The organism is Ruegeria sp. CDSA221 (assembly GCF_059611825.1).
Map to the genome: position 1 here is coordinate 168,803 of NZ_JBXWPK010000008.1, position 19,136 is coordinate 187,938.

At 54.9% G+C, this 19,136-nt stretch carries 19 protein-coding genes; 10 read left to right on the plus strand and 9 right to left on the minus strand.

The genetic code is table 11. The annotated features are described in order from the left end of the window. Positions 1 to 320 precede the first annotated feature (320 nt). Both AC2FJ5_RS14050 and AC2FJ5_RS14055 read right to left on the minus strand, forming a co-directional pair. Positions 321 to 1,217 (minus strand): alpha/beta fold hydrolase, encoded by an 897-nt coding sequence (locus AC2FJ5_RS14050; protein ID WP_496793732.1) that lies wholly within the window; start codon positions 1,215 to 1,217, stop codon positions 321 to 323. Between the two features lie 23 nt (positions 1,218 to 1,240). Beyond that, positions 1,241 to 2,491: an MFS transporter gene (locus tag AC2FJ5_RS14055; protein WP_496793733.1), complete on the minus strand. Its 1,251-nt coding sequence runs from the start codon at positions 2,489 to 2,491 to the stop codon at positions 1,241 to 1,243. A gap of 70 nt (positions 2,492 to 2,561) precedes the next feature. Between AC2FJ5_RS14055 and AC2FJ5_RS14060 the strand changes: the two genes are divergently transcribed. After that, positions 2,562 to 2,978 carry a helix-turn-helix domain-containing protein gene (locus AC2FJ5_RS14060; protein WP_496702441.1) on the plus strand — a complete coding sequence of 139 codons (417 nt, stop codon included), beginning with the start codon at positions 2,562 to 2,564 and terminating at the stop codon, positions 2,976 to 2,978. Positions 2,979 to 3,073: 95 nt separating this feature from the next. Here AC2FJ5_RS14060 and AC2FJ5_RS14065 read toward each other — a convergent pair whose 3' ends face one another. Further along, positions 3,074 to 4,096 (minus strand): alpha/beta hydrolase family protein, encoded by a 1,023-nt coding sequence (locus AC2FJ5_RS14065; protein WP_496793734.1) that lies wholly within the window; start codon positions 4,094 to 4,096, stop codon positions 3,074 to 3,076. 137 nt (positions 4,097 to 4,233) lie between these two features. On the opposite strand from AC2FJ5_RS14065, the gene AC2FJ5_RS14070 reads away from it, so the two are divergent. Continuing rightward, positions 4,234 to 5,256, plus strand: a complete 1,023-nt coding sequence (locus AC2FJ5_RS14070) for a helix-turn-helix domain-containing protein (RefSeq protein ID WP_271951771.1) — start codon at positions 4,234 to 4,236, stop codon at positions 5,254 to 5,256. A 237-nt stretch (positions 5,257 to 5,493) separates the two neighbouring features. Next, the gene (locus tag AC2FJ5_RS14075; protein ID WP_185956716.1) at positions 5,494 to 6,150 is read left to right on the plus strand and encodes a helix-turn-helix domain-containing protein; all 657 of its coding nucleotides are present in this window, start codon (positions 5,494 to 5,496) and stop codon (positions 6,148 to 6,150) included. On the opposite strand, the gene AC2FJ5_RS14080 is transcribed toward AC2FJ5_RS14075, so the two are convergent. From AC2FJ5_RS14080 to AC2FJ5_RS14100, 5 genes are read right to left on the minus strand one after another with little or no spacing between them, the layout of a single operon-like run. Next, a complete protein-coding gene (locus AC2FJ5_RS14080) occupies positions 6,128 to 6,625 on the minus strand; it encodes a GNAT family N-acetyltransferase (protein ID WP_496793735.1) in 498 nt (165 codons plus the stop codon). The genes AC2FJ5_RS14075 and AC2FJ5_RS14080 overlap by 23 nt on opposite strands. A 28-nt stretch (positions 6,626 to 6,653) precedes the next feature. Then, positions 6,654 to 7,721, minus strand: coding sequence for a heme-dependent oxidative N-demethylase family protein (locus AC2FJ5_RS14085; RefSeq protein WP_142638490.1), 1,068 nt, complete (start codon positions 7,719 to 7,721; stop codon positions 6,654 to 6,656). A 13-nt stretch (positions 7,722 to 7,734) separates the two neighbouring features. Next, positions 7,735 to 8,697: a PDR/VanB family oxidoreductase gene (locus AC2FJ5_RS14090; protein WP_281973362.1), complete on the minus strand. Its 963-nt coding sequence runs from the start codon at positions 8,695 to 8,697 to the stop codon at positions 7,735 to 7,737. Continuing rightward, the gene (locus AC2FJ5_RS14095) at positions 8,694 to 9,290 is read right to left on the minus strand and encodes a dimethylamine monooxygenase subunit DmmA family protein (RefSeq protein WP_496692834.1); all 597 of its coding nucleotides are present in this window, start codon (positions 9,288 to 9,290) and stop codon (positions 8,694 to 8,696) included. The genes AC2FJ5_RS14090 and AC2FJ5_RS14095 overlap by 4 nt, the downstream gene beginning before the upstream one ends. Before the next feature lie 54 nt (positions 9,291 to 9,344). Beyond that, positions 9,345 to 10,490: an aminomethyl transferase family protein gene (locus AC2FJ5_RS14100; RefSeq protein WP_142638484.1), complete on the minus strand. Its 1,146-nt coding sequence runs from the start codon at positions 10,488 to 10,490 to the stop codon at positions 9,345 to 9,347. Positions 10,491 to 10,829: 339 nt separating this feature from the next. On the opposite strand from AC2FJ5_RS14100, the gene AC2FJ5_RS14105 reads away from it, so the two are divergent. From AC2FJ5_RS14105 to glnT, 6 genes are all read left to right on the plus strand, one after another. Then, on the plus strand, positions 10,830 to 12,203 hold the full coding sequence (locus tag AC2FJ5_RS14105) for an ammonium transporter (protein ID WP_271951763.1): 1,374 nt from the start codon (positions 10,830 to 10,832) through the stop codon (positions 12,201 to 12,203). 11 nt (positions 12,204 to 12,214) lie between these two features. After that, a complete protein-coding gene (locus tag AC2FJ5_RS14110) occupies positions 12,215 to 12,430 on the plus strand; it encodes a hypothetical protein (RefSeq protein WP_142638480.1) in 216 nt (71 codons plus the stop codon). A 148-nt stretch (positions 12,431 to 12,578) separates the two neighbouring features. After that, a complete protein-coding gene (locus AC2FJ5_RS14115; RefSeq protein ID WP_142638478.1) occupies positions 12,579 to 13,508 on the plus strand; it encodes a class II glutamine amidotransferase in 930 nt (309 codons plus the stop codon). 1 nt (position 13,509) lies between these two features. Next, positions 13,510 to 14,193, plus strand: coding sequence for a GltB/FmdC/FwdC-like GXGXG domain-containing protein (locus tag AC2FJ5_RS14120; RefSeq protein WP_142638476.1), 684 nt, complete (start codon positions 13,510 to 13,512; stop codon positions 14,191 to 14,193). 20 nt (positions 14,194 to 14,213) lie between these two features. Further along, the gene (locus AC2FJ5_RS14125) at positions 14,214 to 15,542 is read left to right on the plus strand and encodes an FMN-binding glutamate synthase family protein (protein WP_496793739.1); all 1,329 of its coding nucleotides are present in this window, start codon (positions 14,214 to 14,216) and stop codon (positions 15,540 to 15,542) included. An 80-nt stretch (positions 15,543 to 15,622) separates the two neighbouring features. Then, positions 15,623 to 16,951, plus strand: coding sequence for a type III glutamate--ammonia ligase (gene glnT, locus AC2FJ5_RS14130; protein WP_142638474.1), 1,329 nt, complete (start codon positions 15,623 to 15,625; stop codon positions 16,949 to 16,951). Between the two features lie 432 nt (positions 16,952 to 17,383). On the opposite strand, the gene AC2FJ5_RS14135 is transcribed toward glnT, so the two are convergent. Continuing rightward, positions 17,384 to 17,818, minus strand: coding sequence for a group II truncated hemoglobin (locus AC2FJ5_RS14135; RefSeq protein ID WP_496697971.1), 435 nt, complete (start codon positions 17,816 to 17,818; stop codon positions 17,384 to 17,386). A gap of 139 nt (positions 17,819 to 17,957) precedes the next feature. On the opposite strand from AC2FJ5_RS14135, the gene AC2FJ5_RS14140 reads away from it, so the two are divergent. Then, complete coding sequence (locus AC2FJ5_RS14140; protein WP_496793736.1) at positions 17,958 to 18,803, plus strand: EamA family transporter; 846 nt, start codon at positions 17,958 to 17,960, stop codon at positions 18,801 to 18,803. The last annotated feature ends 333 nt before the right edge of the window (positions 18,804 to 19,136 follow it).

Genomic DNA, 19,136 nt, shown 5'->3' on the forward strand with positions numbered 1-19,136 from the left:
TAGGTGCCACAGCCAACGTGAATGCCGAGCAAGAACAAACAGCTTTTTAAATCGCGTGAGATGGGTCGCCTTGGCACAATAATCGACCAAAAGATTACCGGGCAAACGATATAAACTGCTGAACAACATCGACGCGCGAAGCGGAATGACCTGCCAGGATTGTCCCTCGTCTCTCGCATACGGAATCGAAGGCGGTCAGGCATCGCGCTTTGCTTCAGCCAACTCACGCAGCCAAAAAAATGACGATGCCCTGAACCCAAATTCCGCGCACTCGGAATTGCCGCGATTGTCCGATTTGAGAACGCGCTTCTGCTCGATACTCAACCGCTCAAATCATCTACGGCTTGGCGCACAGCAGCGATCATCTGCGGCGCCAACCCGTTGTGACCCAGTCTCTCAATCTCCTCAAATTGAAGCTTTCCAGCTTGGGCAAAGGCACGGGCAGGTTCAATCGGGCATATTAGGTCATCCGCTCCATGGATCAAACGATGTGGGAGTACGGCGATTGTATTTGGATCTCCGGGGCCGGTAGCAGGTAGGAAGAAATTATTAAGCCAGTACCAAAGGTAAACGCGGGTGCGATTTATGTCGCATTGGGTGACGGCTGCCGGAAGCCGCACAGTGCCGGGTTGCGGGCCATGAAACGCATCTTCAAGGGCCATCACACGGCGGGCTGCCTCACGTGCTTGCGCGTCATTGTCTTCCATACGGGCAAACCATGCTATGGCAGGATGGAGCTGTTCAGTCTCATCGAGAGGATCGAGAAACAGGCCGCGCGCACGCTGCCCGGCTTCGAAACGCTTTGCCCTATCGCGCAACATCCACTGGTCCATTGAAGGGCGGCAGATATGCGTGCTGCGCACGATCAATGCGCGTACCCGATCAGGATGAGCGGATGCGTAGGCCAATGCCAGTGCGCCACCCCATGAACCACCCAGCACAATCCAATCTTCATATCCCAGGGCCATCCGGATGGCCTCGGCATCGCGTAGGGTGTGCTGAGTCGTGTTTGCTGTGACCCGACCAGCTCTGCCCGACAACCCTGTTCCGCGTTGGTCAAAAAGAACCACCCGATGGCGGTCGGCGTCGAAATAGGCTGTGTGCTGCGGGTTGAGACCCGACCCTGGCCCCCCATGGAAAATGAGCGCGGGCGTATCGCCATGCCCCCAAATCTGTACGTTCAAGCCGTCTATTGGGGCAGGTTTAAAAGTGTTCATCGGTAGGTCTGCGACCTCCTTTATCATTGTCTCGCGACTGTCTTACTGGTGACGCTCTTCAACGAAGTTCGACGCGAAAGCCAATACGCCACGATGGCCAATACCCCGCAGATTACAAAGGTGAGCTGCATCCCGTTGGCAATAGCTTCAGCAGATGCCGCCTCGACGGTGCGGGCGCCAATCCCAAAGGAAAAGACCGTCCCCATGACAGAGGCTCCGAAAATAAGTCCCAAATTGCGCGACAAGCCAAGCAGCCCTGAAACTGTCCCCCGCTGATCTGCCCGAACCCCTACCATTATCATGGTGTTGTTGGCCGCCTGAAACAACTGGTATCCCGGTGTCAGGATGCTGATTGCGCCAATGTAACCAATGACACCGAATGCGACTGGCAGGATCGCAAGTGCAAAGGTCCCGGTGGTCAGAGCAATGAGCCCAAGCGACAGAACACGCGCCGCCCCCCATGCATCCACAAGCCGACCCGATGGGACGCCGAGGAAGATTGATATGATTGGTCCGATCGACATGACAAGCCCCACTTTCGCCGCGCTCAGCCCAAGAGACTGCCCCAGAAAGAAGGGGCCTATCAGCAAAGTGGTCAACATCACATTTGCCACCAGAAAATTTGCTGCAAGGCCGGGGATAGCGCCGCTCTTTCGCAGTGCAGTTAGTCCGACCAGAGGTGTTATCCCAGAGGAAACACTTGCGGGCAAAAGCCGAACGGCCAAAATGGCCGTAGTCAGGCTCATCGGCACCAGGGCAAAGAACACTCCTTGCCACCCGAGTTTTCCAATCAGCACCCCACCCAACGAAGGTCCCAGTGCAGTTCCGACCGCCGACATCGTGCCCAACAGGCCCATGGCTTGCCCGACACGCTCTGTTTCAAAAATATCGCGAACAAGTGCGACGGTCAGCACCATGAGGAATGCAGCACCAATTCCCTGAAGAGACCGCGCGGCACTCAACACCTTGAGATTGGGCGCCAAGCCGCAAAACGCAGAGGCCAGCGCGAAAAGTATAAGCCCGAAGATCAGCATCTGCTGTCGTCCAAAGCGGTCCCCAAGTCGTCCAGCCAGCACAGAGAACAGCGTCAGTGTCGCGAGATATGCGATCACCACCCATTGCACTTGATGTACCGGCGCCTTCAGGTCCTGGGCGATTGCAGGCAAGGCGATATTGGCAATGCTGGTGCCCAATGAGGCCAGCAGCATGGACAGGGAGAAACACAACAAAGCGCCGGGTCTCGTTGTCTTCAATGCATTTGATTTGATGTGCACGACTATTTTCCTCTTGTCGGAATCGCTACAAAAGGCGACGTTACGAATTCAAGTCGACTTGAGGTCAAGCATGAAACTTTTGGATATAGGCGAGGTGTCGAAAAAGACCGGTACCCCAACTTCAACGCTGCGTTACTATGATGAGCTTGGCCTGATCTCGTCTGTTGCGCGGCACGGGCTTCGTCGGCAGTTCACGCCGGATGTCTTATTGCAACTAGCCCTGATCACGATGGGCAAATCTGCGGGGTTTTCACTTGAGGAAATCTCGGGGATGTTCGGCCTTGATGGATCTCCGAATATCCCCCGGCAAGAGTTTCACATTCGTGCGGATGCGCTGGATCGGCAAATCCGCGAGCTGACGGCGCTGCGCGATACCCTGCGACATGTGGCGGATTGCCCGGCGCCATCGCATTTGGAATGCCCAACATTCAGACGGCTCATCGATCTCGCCCATCACCGGGGCACGAAGAAAGCCAGTGGCAGGTAGCGGCAAGCCAACTACGAATTTTTGGTATACCGCTGAGGGGTATGGTCGGCCCGCACCATTGGATGCAATGCCGATATGTAAGTGTCCGAAATACACTAATTCAGATCGAAATGAGCGGCCAAACTGTCAATTATCATATCAAGGACTTGGGCGCGGTCCGTTCCCCCAGGATCAGTGCAAACAGGATCGTCCTGCTCTTCGATCAAAATCGCTTCACCGGCGGGCTTACATAATCCAAGCGCGGTGAAATGCGTTGCGGGCGCGATCGTCATCACCGCGGCCTGAGGAACCAGCGCCTCAAAATTGCTTCCCAGGGCGCTCGTGTCTGTTGCATTCAGCCTGTCGGCCCCGTCACCCAATCCAATCAGAAAAAGCGAGGCTGTCACGTCCCGCACATCCTTATGCGCAAGATCCCAAGTTAGTCCCGGATCAATGGCTGCGACGGCACTGACCCGTGGATCCTTGTATGATGCCTCATATTTTTCCTGGTCGATTGCGGTTACATCGACGCCCTCTGCCGTCAACTTTGCGCAAAATTGTGACCCTGCCCCTGCGGCCTCGCAATAATCGAAAAATCCGTCACGATTGCCCTGGACGCCCGCAAGCGAAAGGGCTGTCCAGCCACCATAAGAGAAGCCCGTTGCGTAGATCCGTGAAGTGTCGATGAGGGGGGCGAAAACCGGGTCTTGCAGCGCGTGATCCAACGCGGCGGACATGTCCTGGGCGCGGGTCCAATGATTAAATGCGGTATCAAAATCCAAATCTAAGGTCGTGCTGCCTGGATGGTTTACTGCCACTACGATTGCACCGTGCGAGACCAACCCCGCACTAAGCCACGCCATTCGTGCATAATTGCCGCCCCATCCGTGTGAGAGAAGAACAACCGGATGTTGCCCTGGCACCGGCTTGGCGTTTTCGACTACTGCTGTTCCATAGAACACTGCATTTTCTGCAAACATAGTCTGGCGCTGACCTGCCGCAGGGAACATGACAGCCATTTGCATGTCCTGATCATGATGAGGTGCGGCAATCGTCAATTCGACGAGGCCGACATCTTGTGCAGCAATTTCCGTGCCCGCCGAAAGAGTCATGACGAGGGTAAGAAGAGGAAGTTTCATGGCGCGCCTTTTTTGTAGGGTGGCATTAGTGTCGGCCTACATTCAGACGCTGTCGGGATTTCATACGACCTGAATCCGGTTTAAGGTCGCGCAGATCAGGATTTAGGTCCTATGACAGACGAAAACGGACCCCCCTGATGCCAGTTCTACCGATCCCAATGATTACTGCCCTGCTGCTTTCGGGCTTTCTTTTACATCGCTTTCTGACCCGCAAAACCCATCCCACGCTTTTGGTCCTCATCGGATGTTGCGCAGCACAAAGTGCGGTTATCGCGCTTGTGCAATATTATGGCTTTACGGGTCTCAGGGTCGTTCAGCCCATTCTTGCGACCGTAATTGCCGCATCCGCGTGGCTGTCCTTTCGTCAGGCCTCGGTGGGTTATCTGCGCAGACAGGACTTGTATTTGCATGCGGTAGGTCCGGCGCTTGCGATAAGTTTTCTGGCAACCCAACCCGAAGCGCTGGACGTGTTGATCCCCTTTCTCTTTGCGGCATACGGTATCGCCATCGCGTTTATGCTCTTGCGCGGCGAAGATAGTTTGCCCCATAGCCGCTTAGAAAACGGTCGCATGATTGTTTGGGTTTGGCGTGTTCTGGCCATCGCTTTGATCGCCTCAGCAGGCAGCGACATATTCATTGGAGTCCGCCTTGCATCCGGAGACACCGAGGTCTTGCTCTGGCTGCCAAGCCTGTTTTCCGCAATCACATTGCTCATATTAGGGGCGCTCAGCCTATCGCATGCAATCGAAAGCCAGAGCATTGGCTCTGACAGTCGCGATGCGTATTCCAAGCAAGATAAAACCCGTGACACCGCTATTGTCGAAAAGCTCGACGCCTATATGGAAACACATAAGCCATATCTCGATCCCGATCTCACATTGGCCCGGTTGGCCCGAAAATTGCAGGTTCCAGAAAAGCAGCTTTCAAGCGCAATCAACAAAGGCAAAAGCGAGAATGTATCTCGCTACATCAATAGGCATCGGATATCTCACGCTTGCGCCGTAATGAAGACTGGAAAATCGGTGACCGAGGCGATGTTGGCCAGCGGGTTTAACACCAAGTCGAACTTCAACCGCGAGTTCTTAAGGGTGATCGGCGTCAATCCGCGTCGCTGGTTGAGGTCTCTTGTGGAAGTGCCCGATGAAAGGGTCAAAACCTAAGACGTTCTGGTGTACCAAGCATCCTTGCCACAGCTGCCGAACCTTGATTTAGGACATCGGCGTCAGAGCCGTGAAAGCCGTCAAACAGTGAGAACCCGATCTCTATTCTGTTTTCTGTCAGCATGATTATATTACTATCAGGAAAAACTGATGCTATGGTAATCCGAATAGAATTGGGTATTGCGCCGCGCCTGCTTGCAGAACCGGTTTGGACACGTGTAGCAAGACGTTGAAAGAATGAAATTGAAAAAACGCGACAAAGAAATGGCAGCAAACCTGACGCAGGACCCACATTCCGTTCGTTCGGGTGACAGAGAGAAAGTTCTTGAAGTTGCCATCGGCCGCGAGGTTCGTGCCTTTCGCAAACAGCAGAACATAACGGTCGCAGAGCTGGCCCAGTTGACCGGCCTGTCGATTGGCATGCTGTCCAAGATCGAAAACGGAAATACGTCGCCGTCCTTGACGACTCTGCAATCGCTGGCGGATGCGCTTTCGGTTCCTTTGACAAGCTTTTTCCGACAGTTTGAAGAACGCCGCGAGGCGGTTCATACAAAAGCAGGAGAAGGCGTCGAACTGGAGCGTGAAGGAACACGTGCGAACCATCAGTATAACCTGTTGGGACATATTGGTGCCAACGGATCCGGCGTGATCGTCGAACCGTATCTGATTACCCTGACCGCTGAATCAGATGTGTTCCCAACTTTCCAACATGGCGGGATCGAGACGATTTACATGCTGGACGGTGAGGTGGATTACCGCCACGGGGACCAGATTTACCCGCTAAAACCCGGCGATACCCTGTTCTTTGATGCAGATGCTCCGCATGGGCCCGAACGGCTTGTCAGTCTTCCGGCGCGGTATATATCAGTGATCAGCTATCCGCAGACAAACTGATCGGTTTGCGCAATAAGAAATCTGTGGGTCTGTCATAACCTTCGCGACTGCCCGTGCTTACGATCGTGAACCCCAGCCTCGAAAATACGCGATGGTTTTCAGTAAGTTCCACGCGTGTTTCCAGTTCCAGCGCAGGTAAGCCAAGCTCTGCTGCACGGCGTGCGGCATGATGCACTAACCTGCGGCCGATACCCTGACCCCGCAATCCATCCTTCACCGCAAGCTTTCCAAGGTATAAACTGTCGGGCTTGGGCGTCAGAAACATACACGCGAAAAGTGGTCGCCCGACGGCCCAGATTTCGCCGCCACCCTGACAATGCACCTGCATTCCTTCCACGTTCAGACTATGGATAGAAGACGGAGGGTCGATCCGGGCATCCATGTACTGAAATGACCCGCGAAGCAGCGCAAGCACGTCATACAATGCAAAATCGTCACTCGAGATGAGCCAAGGCGCTTCGCCCGGATCAATCATATGAGTTGAGAAATTTCGCAAGTCTCGCTTACTTAGACAAAGGTGGTTCCGTTTCCAAGTCCGGCCAGATCCCCGGAGACGTGGGCAACCCGTCGTCAAACTGGCTGAGATAGTCCAACATCATGGGGCGGTTATCGATGAACCCTTTATAGGTTGCCAGCTCGACCGGCAGGTCCCGGATGACCCGATGCAGACGGCGGCCCCATTTGGGAACGGTCATCAGGTCCTGAAAACTACACAGGTAGCAGCGGATCGGGAATACCAGGGCGTTGGATCGCGGTAGACGGAAAAAGGTTTGCAACTCGACCCGCAGATACTGTTTGTGCGCTATGTTTTCAGGTGTCAGCGTCGTCTTCTGGATACCCCATTTGTGATAGTTCTCCGGGCTGGTATCCAGCAGCGGATTCACTGTCATAGTCCAATTCAGACGCCGTGCCGGGGCACCCTGTTGAATGTTCAGCAGGAATTTCAGGGCGCGTTGGAAAATGCCCATTTCATGGGCTTTGGGAACCGGCGCGTGCCATTCGAAAAAGTTCATTCCGATGTCAAAATCCAGGCTCCAATCCGCTTGGGTCGTCACCATTCCCGCGTCCATCCACAGCATCTCGTCACGCTGATCCAGCACGGCGAAATCACCCTGTGCCTGACGGGTGATGTATTCCATCGGCCCGTACGGAAGCGTGGTTTCGTCCATGAAGGTAAAGCTGTGATCAATGCCCATCGGTTTGTTGACCCAGCGCCACTGGTTGCCATTGCGATGCAGTTCGAACAGATCGGGATAGTCTTCGGATTTGCTGACCATGATCAGCTCCAGCAAGTCCCAACCGGCCAAAGTCATATGCGGCAGTGACTGGCAGCGCAACGGATCCTGATCCAATACCATGGCGCGGTCTTTCATCTCGGACACATAGTGTTCGTCGACGTCGAATCGCATCTCGTAGACCGATCCTTTGGGCCCGCCGCGATGCTGTTCCATGTTGACCGAATACATATAGCTGTCTTCGTGAAACGGAAACGGAAAGCGTTTGATCGCCCAGTCCGAGTTGTGAAACGTATAGTCATCGCGGAAGGATTCGTCGTTGAATTGAATGGTCATGTTGGGCCTCCTCTCAACGGTCCAGCACGAGGGACTTGCCCTCGAAGCGCGATACACAGGGCATGATTTTCTTGCCCGCGGCCTTTTCTTCGCCGGTCAGCCAGTGATCGCGGTGAACGAAATTACCTTCATGGTCGAGCACAACGGTTTCGCACTGACCGCAGGCCCCTCCGCGGCACAGATACGGTGCGTCCACGCCTTCACGTTCGATGGCCTCCAGCAGGCTTTCGTTTTCACCCACATGAATGACCTTATCCGATGCCGCCAAGCGCACCTCGAACGGTTTGCCGGGCTGAGGCGCCAGGAACTCTTCGTAGTGCACGCAATCTTCGGGCCAGCCTTCGGCGGCAGCCGTGTTTCGGACCCAGTCGATCATGCCCTTTGGACCACACACATACACATGCGTTCCCAGGGGTTGCCCGCTGAGCAGATTTTTCAGATCAATCGCCTGGCTCTGATCGTCATAGTACAGATGGGTTTCGTTCGGATGTCTGTCTGTCAGTTGCTCAGCATAAGATGCCAAGGCAGTGTTTCGGCACGCGTAATGCAACTCCCAATGCCCGTGCAGCAGTTCCAACTGTTTAATCTGCGCCAGAAACGGGGTGATCCCGATGCCACCGGCCAGAAACAGATGCTTGCGGGCGCGCAAGTCCAGTGAAAACAAGTTGACCGGATAGCTGATGGTCATCTCGTCGCCCAGCTTGACCTGGCGGTGCATGAACAGCGACCCCCCCCTGCCCTCATCATCGCGTCGAACAGAAATTGTATAAGATGACTGATCAAACGGATCTGACATCAACGAATAGGGGTTAAGCCGTGTAATGGCACCATCCTGCATTTCGACCACAGTATGTGCCCCGCCCGAAAAGGTTGGTAATGGCGCGCCGTCGATACGTTCGAACCTGAACCGCGTCACCAACTCGTTCAGCGGAGTGATCTCGGTCACCTTGACCTGAATTTTCTCAGCACCGCTCATTCGTAAATCCCCTTCGACTCGGGCACATTACCATGATCCTCGGCGTCGATACGGACGCCCTGATAGGCGGCAAGACGGCGGGAGTAGTGATCGCGCACAAACAGGTTTAGGCCGCAATGTGAACAGACAAACGGGTCAATCTCGACGTCTTCGGTGATGCCTTTGCAATGCACACATTGCATCCGACGGGCGACCGATCCGCGATGTTCGGTCTGGATCGCCGTGTGTGGCAGACCCACAGCCATCACTTCATTCATGGCCTGCCCCATCATGCCTTCGGTGCCGGTCAGGTAGACCTGCAATCCCATATGCGCGTCCTCCAGAACCCGGCGAATGCGCGTCAGAGACGCCTCGAAAGACGGGCCTTCATAGAACTGAGCAGGGTTCAATGCCCTTAGCTTTTCTGCGAAATCCGTGCCTTTCGGGATATAGATCAGATGGGTTTTGGCCATCAGGTCAGGTGTTGCGATATCGAGAATGGCTTCGGCCCCTTCGGCCTCGGCTATCATGAGATGATGTTCGCCCTGGCGAACCTCTAGCGCGCCCCAGACCGGGCGGCTTGCGATTGACTTGGGAAATTCGAACTTTGACATTGTGCCCTCAATAGGAAAAGGGCGCCACGGTGTGTCCGTCGCGCCCCCTGAAATTCAGCCCTTTGCGGTTCTGATCGATTTGTCCTGATCGTAGAACGGCATCTCTTCCGCAGTTGCCGTTATTTCTGTCCCATCGCCGTTGCGCACCGTCAGCTTGGTGCCGGGTGATGCACATGCGACCGGCATCCGCGCGATACCCACATTGTGACCATTGATATCAGAATACATGCCGAAGGTGACAACGCCGACTTTCTCGCCGTTTTGCAGCAGATCCGCGCCTTCATCCGCCGGCGTCGTGCCGTTCAGTTTGACGCCATAGATCTTAAACCGCTCTTTGCCTTGCGATGCATAGTGGTTCTCGGCGCCGATAAAGCCGGTTTTTCCAGGTGAGACAGTGAAATCCAGGCCCAGTTCCCACAGTGTATCGCCGCAGGTATCGCCATCGAACGGATAGGTTTCGGAATTGTCGCCGGGGTAAAACAGCAGGTAGCTTTCGGTGCGCAACAGGTCGAGCGTCGAGAACTGGACCGGGACGATGCCCATATCCTTGCCATCAGCCAGAATGCTGTCCCACAAGTGCACGGCGTGCTTGGCCTGACAGAAGATCTCATACCCGCGCTCGCCGGTATAACCGGTCCGTGAAATCATCACCGGGCAGCCATATAGCTTGGTCTGCATGATGCCGAAATAGGCCAGATCGCGAATTCCGGGGATGTGCTTAGCCAGGAAGTCTACAGCCACCGGGCCCTGCAGCGACATGTCATGCATGTCATCATCAAAGATGACCGAACAATTCTTACCCGCCGCCACGGATGTCAGCTGCTCCATTCCGGTGCCTGTGCCATGCACCACCAGCCACGTGTTCACCGACAGGCGATAAATGATGCAATCATCAACAAACTTGCCTTCGGCATTCAGGATCGAGGCATAGGTCGACCGTCCCGGCATGATCTTTTCGACGTTCCGCGTGGTGACACGATCAATGACATAGGCGGCATCCTCACCAACCACGTGAACCTTTTTCAAGCCGGAAACATCCATAAGACCAGCTTTGGTTCGAATTGCTTCGTAGTCAGCTTTGGCACGTTCAGGGCTTTGGTCATAGAACCAAGCAGTCCCCATCCCGTTCCAGTCTTCAAGCTCGCCGCCGATCTGGGCGTGGCGTTGCGCAAGGGCCGACGTCCTCCAAAGAATGGCCATGGTTCGGTTCTCCCGTTGATCGTTTTTGTTGCCCATATTGAGGCCGATGTTGGGTTGAAAATCAACACTTGTGTGCAGAATTTTTTCCTGTTGGGAATATTTGCCTGCAATTTTTGCACCCTAAGAACATCCGGGAATATTGATATTTCTTTTCTTTATCTGTGGTTTAGTGCGTTTTTGGACGTGTGAGGACATACATCAAGCACAGACCTTAAAGATGTTTGCCCCACATATCTATTGACAGGTCGCCAATGAGATTGTCCCCTTAGTATACAATTATTCCCAGCAGGAAATGCTTCGCAGAAAGACCTCCTGCTGCAACAACAGGGAGACTACGAAGTGGATGGCAATCTAAATGCACTTACGACGGTCTTTACCGAGTTTTATTACTGGGTAACGGTCGTCTTCATGTTCCTCATCCATGTGGGCTTTTGCATGTACGAAGTCGGCGCCAGCCGGGCCCGTAACCATATGCACACATTGATGAAAAACATCATGATCATCCCGCTGGTGACGGTCACGTTCTTCTTCTTTGGATGGTGGATCTACTGGGCGTTCCCGAACTTTCCGTTCTGGGGCGGTCTCGACACCGAAGCAGGTGCCGCAAATCTACCGTGGGCGAACACAATGGCAACCAATTTGGACGACAGAATCACAGGGGTCTTCTGGGCCGCGTTCCTTCTGTTCTCGTGGACAGCTGCCTCGATTGTTTCTGGTTCAGTGATCGAACGGATCAGGTCATCGGCTTTGTGGGTCCATGCAGTCATGATCGGGTCCGTCTGGTGGATCATCGACGCTGCTTGGGGCTGGCACTATGGTGGCTGGATGGTGCGCATCTTGGGATATCACGATGCATATGCGTCAGGCGTTATCCATGCAATCGCAGGTGGTTACGCACTTGGTGTGATCATGGTACTGGGTCCACGACTTGGCAAGTTCGCCAAAGATGGAACGCCGCGGGATATTCCTCCACATAATCCATGGTTGCTGACCATCGGAATTTTCCTGATCTATACCGGGTTCTGGGGCTTCTATGCCGCCTGTAACGTTCCGGTAATCTCGCCCGAGGTTATCGACGGTCAGATCGTTGGCGCCACCTGGACTGCAACCAACATCTATCTGGCCCCGACCACGCTGTCGGCGATTACCTTTAACTTCCTGATGTCGCTGTCGGGTGGGTTGATGGCAGCCTATGTCGTCTCGAAGGGAGATGCCTTCTGGACCTTCTCTGGCGGTCTGGCCGGTATCATCACCGCGTCTGCTGGAAATGATTTGTATCACCCGATCCAAGCGATGATCATTGCCGCAATCGGCGTCGTGATCGTCTATAATCTGCACTACTGGGTAGAGCGTCGGTTCAAGCTGGATGATGCTGTCGGTGCTGTTGCCGTGCATGGCTATGCAGGTGTCGTCGGGCTGGTCATCGCGGGCTTTGTCCTGTGGGGCGTGCCTTCGTCACCATATGAAGGTTATGCAACCATCAACCCGATCGGTCAGATCACGGGTGCCGTCATCATGTTCTTTGTCCTTGGGTTCCTGCCAGGCTGGGCTCTGGCGAAAATGCAATCCGCTGCCGGCGTACTGCGCATCCCGGAAGAAGTTGAACTTCAGGGTCTCGATTACGCTGAACACCATGCCTATGAGGACGCCAAAGCTGCCATTATCGAAGCCGATAAAGAAGAACTGGCCGCCCGCGGCGTAGCAGCGAAATGAGGGAGTAAGATATGTCTACGAATGGTTATACAAACTGGGCCGTGGATCTGGCCGAAGTCGGGCCGGTCTATCCCTTCCAAGGTTACGAAGTTCTAATGGTCATCATTGGTGTCGTCTTCTGGGTTGGCTGGCATCGCATCCAATTCGTCCGCGAAGCTGAGCACCTGGAAAAGGCGCGCCACACCGGTGACGAAGAAAAGGTGAAAGCACAGTTGGAACGATATTGATCCAGCCTTGAATGCTTGCAATGGGCGCGAAAAACACAGGCCGCGCCCATTGCCTCTTAGGAAAAAAACTTTCCTATGATTATTGATGTCCCACTGATTTGTTGGTACCGTCGAATCATAATGAAACACATAAGGAGATCTGCCAGCCATGTGCGGAATTGTTGGATTATTCCTCAAAGACCAGTCTCTTGCGCCCCAACTGGGCAATATGCTGACAGACATGCTGATCACGATGACAGATCGTGGCCCCGATAGTGCCGGTATTGCAATCTACGGCTCTGAGTCCGATGGCAAAACCAAGATTACAGTTCAGTCCCCCAACCCCGAAACGGACTTTGTCGACTTGGCTGATGAGCTAGGCAAAAGTCTTGGCGTGACGGTTGGTCAGGCAGACAATGATACACATGCCGTCTTGGAAATTCCCGCCCGTCAGTTCGAAGCCGCGCGCGCCGCGCTGGCTGAAATCCGGCCGACGGTTCGTATCATGAGTCGTGGCGAAAGCCTCGAAATCTACAAGGAAGTTGGCCTGCCCAAGGATGTTGCAGACCGCTTCAGCCTCAGCGGCATGAGCGGCACTCATGGCATTGGACACACACGCATGGCGACGGAATCCGCCGTGACAACAATGGGCGCACATCCGTTCAACACGGGGTCCGATCAATGTCTGGTTCACAACGGGTCGCTGTCCAACCACAACTCGTTGCGCCGCAAGTTGCGCCGCGAAGGCGTTACCATCCAGACAGAGAACGACACCGAAGTTGGTGCCGCATACCTGACCTGGAAAATGATGAATGGCGCCACTTTAGGTGAAGCTCTGGAATCCAGCATTGATGATCTGGACGGGTTTTTCACCTTTGTAGTAGGGACCAAAGACGGGTTTGGCGTCGTACGTGACCCAATCGCTTGCAAGCCTGCAGTGATGGCAGAAACGGATCAATATGTTGCCTTTGGCAGCGAATACCGCGCCTTGGTGAACCTGCCAGGAATCGAAGACGCCCGAGTTTGGGAACCTGAACCGGCCACCGTATATTTCTGGTCGCACAACGACAGTCCAACAACCCACGAAAAGGCCGCCTGAAATGCAGACCTATGATTTAGAGGCAGACGGACTGCGTGGATTGAACTCGTCCCTGCAAGCGCAAAACGCCGAGACCAACCAAACCAGCTGGGAAATTGTAAATCCAAAAGGCAGCCATGCGATTGCTGTCGGACTGGACGCGCCGATCGAAGTGACGGTCAAGGGGTCTACCGGGTACTATTGTGCCGGCATGAACCAACAGGCGACCATCAAGGTTCAAGGCTCAGTTGGTCCGGGTGTGGCTGAGAATATGATGTCCGGCCAGGTCATCGTCGATGGCGACGCCAGCCAGTATGCCGGGGCCACAGGCCATGGTGGGTTGCTGGTCATCAAGGGCAACGCAAGCTCGCGCTGCGGTATTTCGATGAAAGGTATCGACATCGTGGTGCATGGCAATATCGGCCACATGTCCGCCTTCATGGCACAGGCAGGAAATCTGGTCGTCTGCGGAGATGCGGGCGATGCGCTGGGGGATTCACTCTACGAGGCACGGCTGTTCGTGCGTGGTTCGGTCAAAAGCCTCGGTGCTGATTGCATCGAGAAAGAAATGCGCCCTGAGCATCTGGATATTCTGAGGGATCTGCTGGACCGCGCTGGCAGCGACGCCAAGCCGGAAGAGTTCAAACGCTATGGTTCGGCTCGTCAGCTTTACAATTTCGACATCGACAATTCCGCAGCTTACTGAGGAAGAAGGGTATGAAAGATATGGACGATCAGATCCCCCGCACCCTGCCGATTCAGTCGGCGACATTTACCAATCCGATCAATGCTGAGATCCGTCGCGCCGCTGCGACAGGTATCTATGACATTCGTGGCGGTGGCGCCAAACGGAAAGTTCCTCATTTCGACGATCTACTCTTTCTGGGTGCGTCGGTGTCGCGCTATCCGTTGGAAGGCTATCGGGAACGTTGCGATACCTCAGTTACGCTGGGCACACGCTTTGCCAAGAAACCGATCGAACTGGACATTCCGATCACCATTGCGGGTATGAGCTTTGGGGCTCTGTCCGGGCCAGCGAAAGAAGCTTTGGGCCGCGGCGCATCAGCTGCGGGCACGTCAACAACCACTGGTGATGGCGGCATGACGCCCGAGGAACGTGGCCACTCAAGCAAGCTGGTGTATCAATACCTGCCCTCACGCTATGGCATGAATCCCAACGATCTGCGCAAGGCTGATGCGATTGAGATTGTGGTTGGCCAAGGCGCCAAACCCGGCGGGGGCGGTATGTTGTTGGGTCAAAAGATCAGTGACCGTGTGGCCGAGATGCGGACCCTGCCCAAAGGCATTGACCAACGGTCCGCTTGCCGCCATCCAGACTGGACAGGGCCGGACGACCTTGAGATCAAGATCCTCGAACTTCGGGAAATCACTGATTGGCAAGTACCTATCTATGTGAAAGTTGGCGCCACGCGCCCCTACTACGACACTGCATTGGCAGTGAAAGCCGGGGCGGACGTTGTCGTCATGGATGGCATGCAGGGCGGCACCGCTGCGACGCAAGACGTATTCATTGAACATGTCGGGTTGCCAACACTGTCATGCATCCGCCCTGCCGTTCAGGCATTGCAGGATCTGGGCGTACATCGTGAGGTTCAGTTGGTCATCTCGGGCGGCATTCGCACCGGGGCCGATGTGGCCAAGGCATTGGCACTGGGTGCAGATGCAGTTGCCATTGGCACGGCTGCTCTGGTGGCCCTTGGGGACAACGATCCCAAATGGGAATCCGAATACCAGAAGCTGGGCACAACCACTGGCGCTTATGACGATTGGCACGAAGGTCAGGACCCGGCAGGGATCACCACGCAAGACCCCGACCTGGCTGCGCGTCTTGACCCGGTTGCTGCGGGTCGCAGGCTGCGCAACTATTTGAAGGTGATGGCGCTTGAGGCCCAAACCATCGCGCGTGCATGTGGCCACAATCACCTGCACAATCTGGAACCTGAAGACCTGTGTGCCCTGACAATGGAGGCGGCCGCCATGGCGCGAGTCCCCTTGGCGGGCACCAGTTGGTACCCGGGCAAGGAAGGGTTCTGAACCGATGCTGCGCGGCTCTCTGATGGGGGCCGCGTTTTTGCTTTGAAAAACTAGAATTCAACAGGGAAAGGAAAGCAATCGTGACGACAGATCTCGCAGCTTTCGCAAAAGAAAAAGGCGTCAAATACTTCATGATCTCGTTCACCGACCTGTTCGGTGGACAACGGGCCAAGCTTGTGCCAGCGCAGGCGATTGCCGACATGCAGCAAGATGGTGCGGGCTTTGCCGGGTTCGCCACCTGGCTGGATATGACACCGGCTCATCCTGACATGCTGGCAGTTCCAGACCCCTCATCGGTCATTCAGCTGCCCTGGAAGCCCGAAGTGGCTTGGGTTGCTGGCAACTGCGTTATGGAAGGCAGCGATGTCGCGCAAGCCCCTCGTAACGTATTGCGCCGCCTGATCGACGAAGCTGCAAGCGAAGGCATGCATGTCAAAACCGGTATCGAAGCCGAGTTCTTCCTGATGACGCCGGACGGAGAACAGATTAGCGATCCTTTCGATACAGCTGAAAAGCCTTGCTATGACCAACAGGCCGTGATGCGCCGGTATGATGTCGTGCGCGAAATCTGTGACTACATGCTGGAACTGGGCTGGGGACCTTATCAGAACGACCACGAGGACGCCAACGGCCAGTTCGAGATGAATTGGGAATTTGACGACGTTCTGCGCACTGCTGATAAACACTCTTTCTTCAAGTTCATGACCAAATCGGTTGCTGAAAAACATGGGCTGCGTGCGACATTCATGCCGAAACCGGTGGAAGGCCTGACCGGTAATGGCTGTCATGCGCATATCTCGGTCTGGGATGCGCCAGGCGATGCGGCCAAGACCAACGTGTTTGCAGGCGAGGGCGACGGCCCGACCGGTGAAGTTGGTCTGGGAGAGCGTGGCAAGCACTTCCTCGGTGGCATCATGAAGCACGCGTCAGCACTGGCCGCGATCACCAACCCCACGGTGAACAGCTACAAACGCATCAACGCGCCGCGGACGATGTCGGGTGCAACATGGGCGCCCAACACCGTGACATGGACGGGCAACAACCGGACTCACATGGTGCGTGTGCCCGGCCCCGGGCGGTTTGAATTGCGTCTGCCGGACGGAGCAACCAACCCCTACCTGCTTCAGGCCGTGATCATTGCGGCTGGACTGTCAGGTATCCGATCCAAAGCAGACCCTGGCAAGCGCTGGGATATCGATATGTATGCCGAAGGCCATAAAGTGCGCGGAGCACCAAAGCTGCCGTTGAACATGCTTGATGCACTGCGCGAATACGACAAAGACAAAGACCTGAAGGGCATGATGGGCGCCGAATTCTCGTCTGCTTTCCTGAAGATGAAGCATCAGGAGTGGAATTCCTTCGTGTCGCATTTCTCGCGCTGGGAAAAGGAAAACACGCTGGATATCTGATCCGGTAAAACTGGAAGACATCGAGGTTGCGGCCTGTGCCGCGGCCTTGTTGTTCATTCACCAACAACGATCACGCTGGGATGTTTTTTCAGTCAACACGCGCCGGGCGAAGATCGAGGCGCGTCTTTTGCACACATATCGTCAAACGGGGATTCCGTTGAAATTGTGCGCCTTTAAGACGGGAACCCAATCCCCGCATTGCACAGCTGCTTTAGGCAGCCCCTTGGTTGTCTGGGAAATCTGAACCATCCCTGGCTTGCGGCCGAAAAGCAGTCAATCAGGGCATGGGCTAAGGGTGCTGTGCAAAAGATGACACCTAATCGACGATATCGCGATCGAGCAAATCTTTACGACGTTCAACACTTTAGACCAGCTTCATCTAATCTGAACGGTCGGTTGTTTGACGACTGATTTCGAGACCCTGCAAATAGCCTATTCTGGGACTTCTTGTTCTTTTTCCCTATCCACCTCGATGCGCCAGTCGGGAACGTCGTTAACAAGCATCAATGCCGCACGTCGCAGGGAGGTGCGCATCTTATCCACCGCCGGGCCGCGCAGTTCACAATCTTCCAAAGCGGCATCAAAGGTTTCCAGCCAAAGCTCTGCATCGGCCTCGCGAATAGGCACATGGGCATGTATTTCCCGTAAATCCATGTGGCCAAATCGTTCCCGGTAATAAGCTCGCCCGCCCAAAAAACCGCTGAGGAACTCGAACTGCGCTTGTCTTGTATGGTTCAATCCGTGACCCCGAAAATGCAGCCGGTGCAAGGAATACACAGCCGGATCGGCCTCCATTCGATCATAAAATTGTTCGACAAGCGCGCGCAGGCTCTCTTCGCCTCCAAGTTGATCCAAAGCCGAGGACATAGTGGATTCTCCGGGTCTCCATTGCCTAATTTATTGCATAACAGGAATATTAGTTTATCAACAGTGACATCTTGGCGCTGTTGATATCTGGGACCGAACACATGCCAATATGGTCGACACTACAACAATCTTCCCTTACATGAGCGCCCTTGCACTCGGGTTGCTAGCTGCGTTGTGCTGGGGCATTCATGATCTCTCGGTCCGCTATATCAGCCAGTCCGTCAGCGTGGTCGCCTCGCTTATGTTTGTTTTGCTCTTTGGTGCCATCCTGCAGATCGGGATGGTTGCAGCCTGGGGCGACATCAACTCCATATCGGGCAACGCGATGGCTTATGCGATTGCAGCAGGTTTTTTTTACCTCTTGGCCGGGCTCAGCATGTACGAGGCTTTTCATCGAGGGCCCGTGCGATTGGTTGCGCCGCTAGTTGCCAGCTATCCGGTCTTGTCCGTCACCGTCGCAATTTGGCGCGGCTCGATGGTCAGTGCGTGGCACTGGTTGGCCGTAATTGCAATCGGCCTCGGAGTATCCATCGTCGCAGCCCGCTCAGACAAAACCGAGACAACCTACCCTGCCCGTGGCCTAACCATTGTCTTGTCTTTGCTCGCCGCAACCGGGTTCGCCGCAGCATTTGCCCTGGGGCAATACGCGGCAGAGATCAGCAACGAATACACCGTGTCTCTAATCGGTCGACTCACGGCAATTCTGATTCTGGCAGCGATAGCTTTTGCGTCTCGCAAGTCGATTTGGCCCGGCACAAAAGCACTGCCCCTTTTGTGCTTAATGGGTTTACTGGATGCGGTCGCAATTCTCAGTGTGGTTGCGGCTGGTAGGTTGCCCAATGCCCAATATGCATCCGTCGCGGCTTCGGTTTTTGGATTACTGACCGTTGTCCTTGCCTGGGCAATTTTGAAAGAGCGTATGTCACCAAGCCAGTGGCTTGGTTGTGTCGTCGCGTTTGCCGGAATCGGCTATCTCGCGCTCTGAGAACGGCCTTGCGAATTGACGTGCCTGATGGGCTGCAGCCGAGCTGTTCCGCAGGCACTCAATCTCGCCTGAGCGTGGTGGTCCGGATTTACACCACGCTCGTAGAAGGGGGGATCGGAGGGAATTGGTAGGCGACACGCCAATGGATACGATCACCATGCACAAGTTGCGATCTACAAGGTCGCCAATACCTACCAAAATCGGAACGGAAAAAAGAACAGCCGCAGTTTGAACAGCAGCGGCCTCGTTTTAAGCCGTCAGGCCTTCTGGTTCTGGGAGTTTGTTTGCGCGGCATGCGGCGGTCAGGGTGTTGGCCAGCAGGCATGCGATTGT

Coding starts and splice junctions, on each gene's coding strand:
- AC2FJ5_RS14050 (WP_496793732.1), bottom strand. CDS start 1,217: ATGAACACTTTTAAACCTGCCCCAATAGACGGCTTGAACGTACAGATT.
- AC2FJ5_RS14060 (WP_496702441.1), top strand. CDS start 2,562: ATGAAACTTTTGGATATAGGCGAGGTGTCGAAAAAGACCGGTACCCCA.
- AC2FJ5_RS14065 (WP_496793734.1), bottom strand. CDS start 4,096: ATGAAACTTCCTCTTCTTACCCTCGTCATGACTCTTTCGGCGGGCACG.
- AC2FJ5_RS14070 (WP_271951771.1), top strand. CDS start 4,234: ATGCCAGTTCTACCGATCCCAATGATTACTGCCCTGCTGCTTTCGGGC.
- AC2FJ5_RS14075 (WP_185956716.1), top strand. CDS start 5,494: ATGAAATTGAAAAAACGCGACAAAGAAATGGCAGCAAACCTGACGCAG.
- AC2FJ5_RS14080 (WP_496793735.1), bottom strand. CDS start 6,625: ATGATTGATCCGGGCGAAGCGCCTTGGCTCATCTCGAGTGACGATTTT.
- AC2FJ5_RS14085 (WP_142638490.1), bottom strand. CDS start 7,721: ATGACCATTCAATTCAACGACGAATCCTTCCGCGATGACTATACGTTT.
- AC2FJ5_RS14090 (WP_281973362.1), bottom strand. CDS start 8,697: ATGAGCGGTGCTGAGAAAATTCAGGTCAAGGTGACCGAGATCACTCCG.
- AC2FJ5_RS14095 (WP_496692834.1), bottom strand. CDS start 9,290: ATGTCAAAGTTCGAATTTCCCAAGTCAATCGCAAGCCGCCCGGTCTGG.
- AC2FJ5_RS14100 (WP_142638484.1), bottom strand. CDS start 10,490: ATGGCCATTCTTTGGAGGACGTCGGCCCTTGCGCAACGCCACGCCCAG.
- AC2FJ5_RS14110 (WP_142638480.1), top strand. CDS start 12,215: ATGTCTACGAATGGTTATACAAACTGGGCCGTGGATCTGGCCGAAGTC.
- AC2FJ5_RS14115 (WP_142638478.1), top strand. CDS start 12,579: ATGTGCGGAATTGTTGGATTATTCCTCAAAGACCAGTCTCTTGCGCCC.
- AC2FJ5_RS14120 (WP_142638476.1), top strand. CDS start 13,510: ATGCAGACCTATGATTTAGAGGCAGACGGACTGCGTGGATTGAACTCG.
- AC2FJ5_RS14125 (WP_496793739.1), top strand. CDS start 14,214: ATGGACGATCAGATCCCCCGCACCCTGCCGATTCAGTCGGCGACATTT.
- AC2FJ5_RS14135 (WP_496697971.1), bottom strand. CDS start 17,818: ATGTCCTCGGCTTTGGATCAACTTGGAGGCGAAGAGAGCCTGCGCGCG.
- AC2FJ5_RS14140 (WP_496793736.1), top strand. CDS start 17,958: ATGAGCGCCCTTGCACTCGGGTTGCTAGCTGCGTTGTGCTGGGGCATT.